Raw genomic sequence first — 8,955 nt, forward strand, 5'->3', positions numbered from 1 at the left:
TGGTGAGGGGGCGTGTGGTGGGGTGGCGGTCCCGTGACGTGCCGTGGGTCGTTCCAGGGGTGTCGCCGGGGGCGGGCCCGGATCCGTGGCCGGGTGCGGCCCTGGATCCGTCGGTGGTGGCCGACGCGTCGTGGGGTGCGCGGGTGCCGATGCGACGGGTGGTGCCCGGCGCCGGATGGTCGGAGGTTCGGGGAGCCGTGGGCGTGGGGGAGCGGCGGCCAGGTGACGTGTCGGGAGCCGTTCCGGGGGCGTCGCCGGTACGGGGGGCGGTGCCCGGCGCAGAATGGCCGGCGGTGCGGGGAGCCGTGCCGGGTGCGGAGGTGCCTCGGGGCGTCTCATCGGCGCCGGGCTTCGGCTCGGCGGCGTAAGGGATTTGGGAGCCGCCGGGGCGCGGGTGCCGCTTCATCGGGTCACCCCGCTGCCGGGTGCTGCCGGGGCCCGCTCGGCGAGCACGCCCCGCATGTCGCGGACCGCGTGCCACGTGCCGAGCCAGGTGCCGGTGACCTTGGACTTGCCGGTGCGCGGCAGGTACGGCACGTCCCGCTCCTCGATCCGCCAGCCCGCGTCGGCGGCCCGTACGACCATCTGCAGCGGGTAGCCGCTGCGGCGGTCGGTGAGGGCGAGTTCCAGGAGGGCCTCGCGCCGGGCCGCCCGCATCGGGCCCAGGTCGTGCAGGCGGACGCCGGTGCGCCGGTGCAGCATCCGGGCCAGGACGGCGTTGCCGACGCGGGCGTGCGGCGGCCACGCGCCCCGGCTCCGGGGGCGGCGCCGCCCCAGCACCAAGTCGGCCAGGCCCGCGTCGACTTGACGTACGAAAGGGGCCAGCAGGCCCGGATCGAGCGAGGCGTCGCAGTCGCAGAAGCAGACGATGTCCGCGGTGGCGGCGGTGAGACCGGCGTGGCAGGCGGCGCCGAAGCCCCGGCGCGGCTCGTGCACCACGGTCGCGCCGAGCGAGCGGGCGATCTCCGCCGAGCCGTCGGTGGAGCCGTTGTCCACGACGATCGCCCGCCAGCCCGCGGGGATCCGCCGCAGCACCCAGGGCAGGGCGGCGGCCTCGTCGAGACAGGGGAGGACGATGTCGGCCCGTGGGGCCGCTGGGCCCGGCGGGTCTTCGGGGGAGTGGGAGGAGTGCGTCACGCTGCTCACCCTACGAAGAGAAAACGGACATAGCAGACTTCAGGTTCTTACGAAACGGGGACGTCGACGGGCAGGACGGCCCGGGGTGCGGCACTCGCCCGAGAGCGGTGCGAGGCTTGCGGCATGGAGACACCACCGCAGGGCGGCGCGCCGCACGTACTCGTCGTGGACGACGACGCCACCGTCGCCGAGGTCGTCACCGGCTACCTCGAGCGTGCCGGGTACGTCGTCGACCGCGCCGAGGACGGCCACACGGCGCTGGAGCGTGCCGCCGCGCGCCGCCCCGACCTGGTCGTCCTCGATCTGATGCTGCCCGGCATCGACGGCCTCGAGGTCTGCCGCAGGCTGCGCGCGAGGGGCCCGGTGCCGGTCATCATGCTCACGGCGCGGGGCGACGAGGACGACCGGATCCTGGGCCTCGAGATAGGCGCGGACGACTACGTCACCAAGCCGTTCAGCCCCCGCGAACTGGTCCTGCGCGTCGAGTCGGTACTGCGCCGCACGGGCTCCGCCACCGGAGGTGGCCCCGGTTCGACGCTGCGCGCCGCCGGGCTGACCGTCGATCCGCCGGCCCGCCGTGCGGTCAAACACGGCACCGAACTCGCCCTCACCGTCCGCGAGTTCGACCTGCTCGCCTTCTTCATGCGCCATCCGGGCCGCGCGTTCGGCCGCGAGGAGCTGATGCGGGAAGTCTGGGGCTGGGACTTCGGCGACCTTTCGACGGTCACGGTCCACGTCCGCCGCCTCCGCGGCAAGATCGAGGACGATCCGGCCAGGCCACGGCTGATCCAGACGGTGTGGGGGGTGGGGTATCGCCTGGCGGATGCGGGGACCGCTGCCCCGAACTCAGCCGCCCCGGAGACGGCCGCCCCGGAGGCCACCACCCCAGAGACCACGGCAGCCGAGCACCCCGCCCCTGCGAGCGCCGGGCCTGAGGCGGCGGTGGTCCCGCATGCGTGACACCCTCCTCATCGCGCTCTACGCCTTCGTCGGCGCCGCCGCGGCGGGGCTGCTCGGGGCGGTGCTCCTGCGGGCGCTGCGGCGGCGGTCGCTCGTCGTGTCGCTCGCCGTGGTGGCCTGTGTCGCGGTGACCGCGATGCTGGCGGGCACGCTCGCCGTGGCCTGGGCGATGTTCCTGTCCCCGCACGACCTGAGTGTCGTCACCACCGTCGTGGCCATGGCCGCCGTCGTCTCGCTGGCCACCGCGCTGCTGCTCGGGCGCTGGGTGGTGGCCCGCAGCAAGGCGCTCACCCTCGCCGCCCGGTCCTTCGGCGACGGCGGCGACTTCGCCGCGCCCGGCGTACCCGCCACCGCGGAACTCGCCGCCCTCACACGTGAGTTGGAGTCGACGAGCGCACGTCTCGCCGAGTCGCGCGAGCGGGAGCGTGCCCTGGAGACCTCACGCCGCGAGCTCGTCGCCTGGATCTCGCACGACCTGCGCACCCCGCTGGCCGGCCTGCGTGCCATGAGCGAGGCCCTGGAGGACGGGGTGGCCGCCGACCCCGACCGCTATCTGCGGCAGATCCGCACCGAGGTGGAGCGCCTGAACGGCATGGTCGGCGACCTCTTCGAGCTGTCCCGCATCCACGCGGGCGCGCTCGCCCTCACGCCCGCCCGGATGTCCGCGTACGACCTCGTCGGCGACGCCATCGCGGGCGCGGACCCGCTCGCCCGTGAGCACGGCGTACGCCTCGTGGGCGACCGGATCGACGCCGTGCCGGTCGAGGTCGACGGCAAGGAGATGAACCGGGTGCTCGGCAATCTGCTGATCAACGCCATCCGGCGGACCCCCGCCGACGGCACGGTCGCCGTCGCCGCCCGGCGCTCGGCCGACGGAGTGGTCCTCTCCGTGACGGACGGCTGCGGCGGCATCCCCGAAGAGGATCTCCCCCGTGTCTTCGACACGGGCTGGCGCGGCACCCACGCCCGCACGCCCCCGGCGGGCGCGGGCCTGGGCCTCGCCATCGTGCGGGGCATCGTCGAGGCCCACCAGGGGAGAGCGGCCGTACGCAACGTGACGGGCGGCTGCTGCTTCGAGGTGGTCCTTCCGGAGGCGGGAGCGTAGGGAGGGGGACGGCCCCCTATCCCCGCATCCCCGCCTCCGCGAACTCCCGCATCCCCGACCGGAAGTCCACCTCCGGCTTCCAGGCCAGTTCGGCTCGTAGCCGGGCGGAATCCGCCGTCACGTGGCGGACGTCGCCCAGGCGGTACTCGCCCGTGACCACCGGAGCGGGGCCGCCGCACGCGTCCGCCAGCGTTCGGGCCATCTCGCCGACCGTGTGGGGGTCGCCGCTGCCCGTGTTGTACGCCGTGAACTGCCCGTCGGCGCGGTCCCGAAGCGCCTCAAGGGCCACCGCGTTGGCGGCCGCCACATCGCGTACGTGGACGAAGTCACGGCGCTGGCCGCCGTCCTCGAAGACGCGCGGGGCACGGCCCGCCGCCAGGGACGAGCGGAAGAACGAGGCGACGCCCGCGTACGGGGTGTCGCGCGGCATTCCGGGGCCGTAGACGTTGTGGTAGCGCAGCGACAGCGCACGGCCGCCCGTGGACCGTGCCCACGCCGCCGCCAGATGCTCCTGGGCCAGCTTCGTCGTCGCGTACACATTGCGCGGGTCGGCCGGGGCGTCCTCCGCGACCAGGCCCGGCGTCAGCTCCGCGCCGCAGGAGGGGCAGCGGGGCTCGAAGCGGCCCGCCCGCAGGTCCGACTCCGCGCGGGGCCCCGGCCGCACCACGCCGTGCCCTTCCGCACAGGTGTAGCGGCCCTCCCCGTACACCACCATCGAGCCCGCGAGCACCAGGTTCGGGACGCCGGCTCTTGCCATCGCGGCGAGCAGCACCGCCGTGCCCAGGTCGTTGCAGCCGACGTACTCGGGCGCGTCCGCGAAGTCCTTGCCGAGGCCGACCATCGCCGCCTGATGGCACACCGCGTCGACGCCGCGCAGCGCACCGTCCACCGCGTCCGGATCGCGTACGTCGCCGACGATCAGCTCCCCGGCGGCGCGGGGCCGGGGCGTCCCGGAGTGCGCCGACGCGAGCAACGCGTCGAACACGACGACCTCGTGGCCGCGCGCCGCGAGCGCGTCGACGACCTGTGACCCGATGAACCCGGCACCGCCGGTGACCAGTACACGCATGCCGCCCACGCTAGGCCGCCGCGACCGCTTCATCGACGCGTCGCGGCCTCATGTCACCGGTCTGTAAGAACCCGGCCCACTGTCAGTACGTCGGGGCGAGGTCCCGTCCAGTTCCCGTCAACTGGTGCGGTGTGGCTCACAGGAGGGGATGTGTGGGCGGGGCGAGGGGAAACGGCGTACCCCTCCGTGAAGAGAGTGACGCGGATGTAAGGATGAGCCGCCATGAGTGCTGGATGGTGTTGTCGAGCGGGACGGGCCGCGGTGTTCGCCGCCGTCTGTGTACTGCTCGCTGCCCTGGGGCACGTCATGATGTCCGGAAGCCCGGTGTCCTGGTGGGCCCTTGGCGCCGGAACCGTCGGCGCCGGTGGTGCCGCGTGGGTGCTTGCCGGGCGTGAGCGGGGGCTGCCGGCCGTCGTCTCCCTCGCGGTGGCGGCACAGGCCGCGCTGCACTCGGGATTCTCCCTCGCGCAGACCCTCGCGACGCCCCGCACCGGTGGCACGTCCGGCACTTCCCTCGTCCGGCAGTGGGTGCGCAATGTGCTGTGCCTGCCGTCTGGCGACATGGGGTCCATGGCGTCTATGACGTCCATGGACATGGGGCCGGGGGCCGGTGACGGGACGTCGATGGCCTCCGCCATGCCCGGCATGCAGCACATGCAGCACATGCAGCACATGCAGCATCTGCAACACAGCGACGCCATGCGGCACATGAGCGATGCGGGGCAGGCCGCGCACGCGCATCACATGGGCGGCATGTCGCCCACCGGGATGCTCGCCGCCCACCTCCTCGCCGCGCTGCTGTGCGGCCTCTGGCTCGCGCACGGCGAACGTGCCGTCTTCCGCATCGCGCGTTCCTTCGCCGGGTGGCTCGTCGCGCCGTTGCGGCTGCCCGGCACGGCACTGGTGCCGGCTCCCCGGCCGCGGGTCCGCCCGCGCCGCAGCCGCTCGGTGCGCACACCGCGGCAGTTCCTCCTCGTGCACGCCATCACTTCTCGGGGTCCGCCCGTGGGGACCGCTGTCGCCTGACAGCCGGTTCCCCGACGCCGCCCGCGCGCCGCGCCTCGCGCCTCGCGCCCCGGTCGGCTCGGGCATCGGCCGTACGTATCCGTGCGGCCGTACCCCCAACACCGGACCCGCACCGTGCCCGCGTACGCGCGCGCACGGCCGGTCCGCATCCCGGAATCCCGGATCTCCGGACTCCCGAGAAGGACACCAGGTGATCATTCCTGCCTTGCCCGGCTCCCCCGACGAGTCGATAACGGCCTGGGCGCTCGCCGCCCGCGGCGGTGACCCGGAAGCGGTCGAGCACTTCGTGCGCGCCCTGCACCGCGACGTCCGCCGGTACGTGACGTACCTCGGCGGCGACCCGCAGGCCGCCGAAGACCTGACCCAGGACACATTTCTGCGGGCCCTCGGCAGCCTGCACCGTTTCGAGGGGCGCTCGTCCGCCCGTACGTGGCTGCTGTCCATCGCCCGCCGCGCGGTGATCGACAGCCTCCGGCACGCCGCGGCCCGGCCGCGTCTCTGCGACACGGACGACTGGCAGTCAGCGGCGGAGCGCGCCCAGCCCAGCGGGCTGCCGGGCTTCGACGACGGCGTCGTCCTGGCCGACCTGCTCGCGGCACTGCCCGACGAGCGGCGTGAGGCCTTCGTCCTCACCCAGCTCCTGGGGCTGCCTTACGCGGAGGCCGCGCTGCTCACCGGCTGTCCGGTGGGCACGGTCCGTTCGCGGGTGGCGCGTGCGCGGCTCTCGCTGATGGAACGGCTGCGGGACGCCGAACGCCCCGCGATGGCCGGCGCGGCGGCCTGACGGGTCGCGCGCCTTCGTGTCTCGGCCGCCCGGCAGTCACGCCGGGCGGCCGCGGCGCGCGGTCAATCTCCGGGCGGCGGGGAGCTGATGGCCGCTCGCTGGGCCGGGGAGAGGCGGTCAGGAGCGGCGTGGTCCAAGGCCCGGGCCACGCGGGACGGGGGCCAGTCCAGGGCCGTGGCCAGTTGGTCCGTGGTCAGGGGAGAGGCCGCGTGCAGGAGGGCGGCGAGCACGGTCAGGGCGTCGTCGACGGCCGTGGGGCCGCCGCTCATGTCGTCGCTGAGCGTCGCGAAGAATCCGCTCATCTGGGCCAGGCGCGCTCCCGCCGGTGTGGCCGCGTCGAGGAGGTCGACGCCCCGCAGCGCGGAGTCCGCCCACTGCGCGTGCGTCTGCGCGCTGGTCGTCCACGCCCGCAGCCACAGGTCGTCGTCGACGACGTACCGCTCACGCCGCCGCCCGCTCTCGCGCACCCGGCTGATCACCCCGAGGGACTCCAGATAGCCGACGGCCTTGGAGACCGACGCGGCGCTGACCCGCAGCCGCCGGACGAGTCCGGCGGCGGTGAGGCTGCCGGAGTCGTCCGTGATCAGACGGGCGAGCACCCGCGCCGCCATCCGCGGGACCCCGGTGTGGACCATCAGGGCGGCTAGCTCCTCGGCGAAGTCGCCGACGACGTCGGGGTCGCGGCCGTGGGCGTCGGGTGTCGCCGACGGGTCCAGGGGCGGGCGCGGCGTGCGCCGCCGGGCACGCCGTTCGGTGGCCAGATGGGCGTGGTCGACCCGGTAGGCGGCGGGTCCGCCGTTGCGCGCCACCTCCCGGCTGACGGTGGACGTCGGTCTGCCCAGACGCCGCGCGATCTCGGCGTAACCGAGTCCGTCGGCGAGGCCCGCGCCGATGTCCCGGCGGTCCTGGTGGGTGAGCCTGCCTCCGGGCACGTGCACCGCCTCCTTGCGTTCGACGGCAATGCCATTGCAACGTACGCCATGAAATCCCTTGCTGGAGCACCTTACTTGGCGGTTTCCATATTGATGGCTCGCTGAACGCAACGTAGCTTCGCGGCTGTATCAAGAGGTCCGGCGAGGAGTTGACGTGACGACGACCGGCGAGGACGTCGTGCTCGATGTCGAAGGGCTGCGCATGCGGTACGGCGCGACCGACGTTCTGCACGATGTGACGTTCCAGGCACACCACGGCGAGGTGGTGGCCCTGCTCGGGCCGAACGGAGCGGGCAAGACCACCACCATCGAGATCCTGGAAGGGTTCCGCATCCGCTCGCGGGGGCGGGTCGCGGTGCTCGGCACGGACCCGGCGGACGGCTCCGAGGCCTGGCGTGCCCGGATCGGTGTCGTACTGCAGTCCTGGCGCGACCACGGCAAGTGGCGCGTGCGGGAACTGCTCGCGCATCTGGGCACGTACTACGCCCCCTACTCCACGGCCACGCGCCGGCGCCCGTGGGACACCGACGACCTCGTGGCCGCCGTCGGTCTCACCGCCCACGCGGGCAAGAAGATCAAGACACTGTCCGGCGGGCAGCGGCGCAGGCTCGACGTGGCGATCGGCATCGTGGGCCGCCCCGAACTGCTCTTCCTCGACGAGCCCACCGCGGGCTTCGACCCGCAGGCGCGCCAGGAGTTCCACGACCTCGTGCACCGGCTCGCCGACGACCACGAGACGACGGTCCTGCTCACCACGCACGACCTCGACGAGGCGGGGAAGCTCGCCGACCGCATCATGATTCTTTCCGGCGGGCGCATCGTCGCGGACGGCGCGGCGGACGATCTCGCCCGGCGGACCGCGGGCAAGGACGAGGTGCGCTGGACGCGCGACGGGCGGCGGTTCGTCGAGTCGTCGGCCGACTCCACGGCGTTCGTACGCGGCCTCTTCGGGCAGTACGGCGAGGCGATCGGCCAACTGGAGGTCCGCCGGGCCTCGTTGGAGGACACCTACCTGGCGCTGGTGCGGGAGGGCGAGGTGGCGGCCCGATGAGCGGAACGTACGCGATGAGGACGAAGAAGACGAAGGGGGCGGGTGCGACGCGTCCCGCGGCCGTGGCGCTGCGCGTCGGCTGGACCCGTGGCCTGATCGAACTGCGGCAGTCGTTCACCAACGGCGGCGACCTGCTGTCGCACCTGCTCTGGCCGGTGCTGATGCTGACCGTCCTGTTCTTCCTGCGGGACACGACGTTCGGTACGAGCGGACTCCTGCTCGGCACCCTCGCGCTGCCCGGCATCCTGGGCATGAACGCCGCGATGGGCATGGTCACCATGAGCCAGGTGCTCACCGCCGAACGCGAGGACGGCACGCTGCTGCGGGCCAAGGCGACGCCGAACGGGATGCGCGGCCATCTCGTCGGCAAGGTCGTCTCGGTGGCGGGCGGACTGATCGCCGACCTCGCGATCCTGCTGATCCCCGGCGTTCTCCTCATCGACGGCCTCGCGGTGGGCGGCGCGGGTTCCTGGCTGACGCTGACCTGGGTGCTCGTCCTCGGCATGGTGGCGACCTTGCCCATCGGCGCGGTCCTCGGCTCGGTCTTCACCAGCGCCCGCAGCCAGGCCCTGGTCCAGCTGCCGGTCCTCGGCCTGATCGCGGTCTCCGGCATCTTCTACCCGGTGACCGCGATGCCGCAGTGGGTGGAGTGGCTCGCCCAGGCGTTCCCCATCTACTGGCTCGGCCTCGGCATGCGTTCCGCGCTGCTTCCGGACGGTGCGGCCGCCGTGGAGATCGGGGAGTCCTGGCGGCACTGGGAGACCGCAGGGGTGCTCGGCGTCTGGGCCGTGGTGGGGCTGCTTGTGGCGCCGGTCGTGCTGCGCCGCATGGCACGCAGGGAGTCGGGGTCGAGCGTGGCCGAGCGGCGGGAGCGGGCGCTGCGAAGGGTGG

The 8,955-nt window shown here is 73.7% G+C and carries 9 protein-coding genes and 1 pseudogene; 6 read left to right on the top strand and 4 right to left on the bottom strand.

The window, feature by feature from the left end; all coding sequences use genetic code 11:
* Both E2651_RS44820 and E2651_RS37335 read right to left on the bottom strand, forming a co-directional pair.
* Window positions 1-406: pseudogene (locus E2651_RS44820) on the bottom strand (hypothetical protein); the annotation flags it as partial.
* Window positions 403-1,137 carry a glycosyltransferase family 2 protein gene (locus tag E2651_RS37335; RefSeq protein ID WP_135335715.1) on the bottom strand — a complete coding sequence of 245 codons (735 nt, stop codon included), beginning with the start codon at window positions 1,135-1,137 and terminating at the stop codon, window positions 403-405. The gene E2651_RS37335 and the pseudogene E2651_RS44820, both read right to left, overlap by 4 nt.
* A gap of 123 nt (window positions 1,138-1,260) precedes the next feature.
* Between E2651_RS37335 and E2651_RS37340 the strand changes: the two genes are divergently transcribed.
* Window positions 1,261-2,097 (top strand): response regulator transcription factor, encoded by an 837-nt coding sequence (locus E2651_RS37340; RefSeq protein ID WP_135335716.1) that lies wholly within the window; start codon window positions 1,261-1,263, stop codon window positions 2,095-2,097.
* Window positions 2,090-3,202 carry a HAMP domain-containing sensor histidine kinase gene (locus tag E2651_RS37345; protein ID WP_135335717.1) on the top strand — a complete coding sequence of 371 codons (1,113 nt, stop codon included), beginning with the start codon at window positions 2,090-2,092 and terminating at the stop codon, window positions 3,200-3,202. Before E2651_RS37340 ends, E2651_RS37345 begins: the two co-directional genes overlap by 8 nt.
* Before the next feature lie 16 nt (window positions 3,203-3,218).
* Here E2651_RS37345 and E2651_RS37350 read toward each other — a convergent pair whose 3' ends face one another.
* A complete protein-coding gene (locus E2651_RS37350; RefSeq protein ID WP_135335718.1) occupies window positions 3,219-4,271 on the bottom strand; it encodes an NAD-dependent epimerase/dehydratase family protein in 1,053 nt (350 codons plus the stop codon).
* Window positions 4,272-4,493: 222 nt separating this feature from the next.
* On the opposite strand from E2651_RS37350, the gene E2651_RS37355 reads away from it, so the two are divergent.
* Entirely contained in the window at window positions 4,494-5,297 is an 804-nt protein-coding gene (locus E2651_RS37355) for a hypothetical protein (protein WP_135335719.1), read from the top strand.
* Window positions 5,298-5,487: 190 nt separating this feature from the next.
* Window positions 5,488-6,081 (top strand): sigma-70 family RNA polymerase sigma factor, encoded by a 594-nt coding sequence (locus E2651_RS37360; protein WP_245239462.1) that lies wholly within the window; start codon window positions 5,488-5,490, stop codon window positions 6,079-6,081.
* A gap of 62 nt (window positions 6,082-6,143) precedes the next feature.
* On the opposite strand, the gene E2651_RS37365 is transcribed toward E2651_RS37360, so the two are convergent.
* Window positions 6,144-7,013 carry a MarR family transcriptional regulator gene (locus tag E2651_RS37365; RefSeq protein WP_135335720.1) on the bottom strand — a complete coding sequence of 290 codons (870 nt, stop codon included), beginning with the start codon at window positions 7,011-7,013 and terminating at the stop codon, window positions 6,144-6,146.
* Window positions 7,014-7,215: 202 nt separating this feature from the next.
* Between E2651_RS37365 and E2651_RS37370 the strand changes: the two genes are divergently transcribed.
* Both E2651_RS37370 and E2651_RS37375 read left to right on the top strand, forming a co-directional pair.
* Window positions 7,216-8,064: an ABC transporter ATP-binding protein gene (locus E2651_RS37370; protein WP_135335722.1), complete on the top strand. Its 849-nt coding sequence runs from the start codon at window positions 7,216-7,218 to the stop codon at window positions 8,062-8,064.
* Window positions 8,065-8,078: 14 nt separating this feature from the next.
* Window positions 8,079-8,955: ABC transporter permease (locus E2651_RS37375; protein ID WP_135335723.1), on the top strand; the 877-nt coding region annotated here is incomplete at its 3' end.

The organism is Streptomyces sp. MZ04, from assembly GCF_004684775.1.
Lineage (GTDB): Bacteria > Actinomycetota > Actinomycetes > Streptomycetales > Streptomycetaceae > Streptomyces.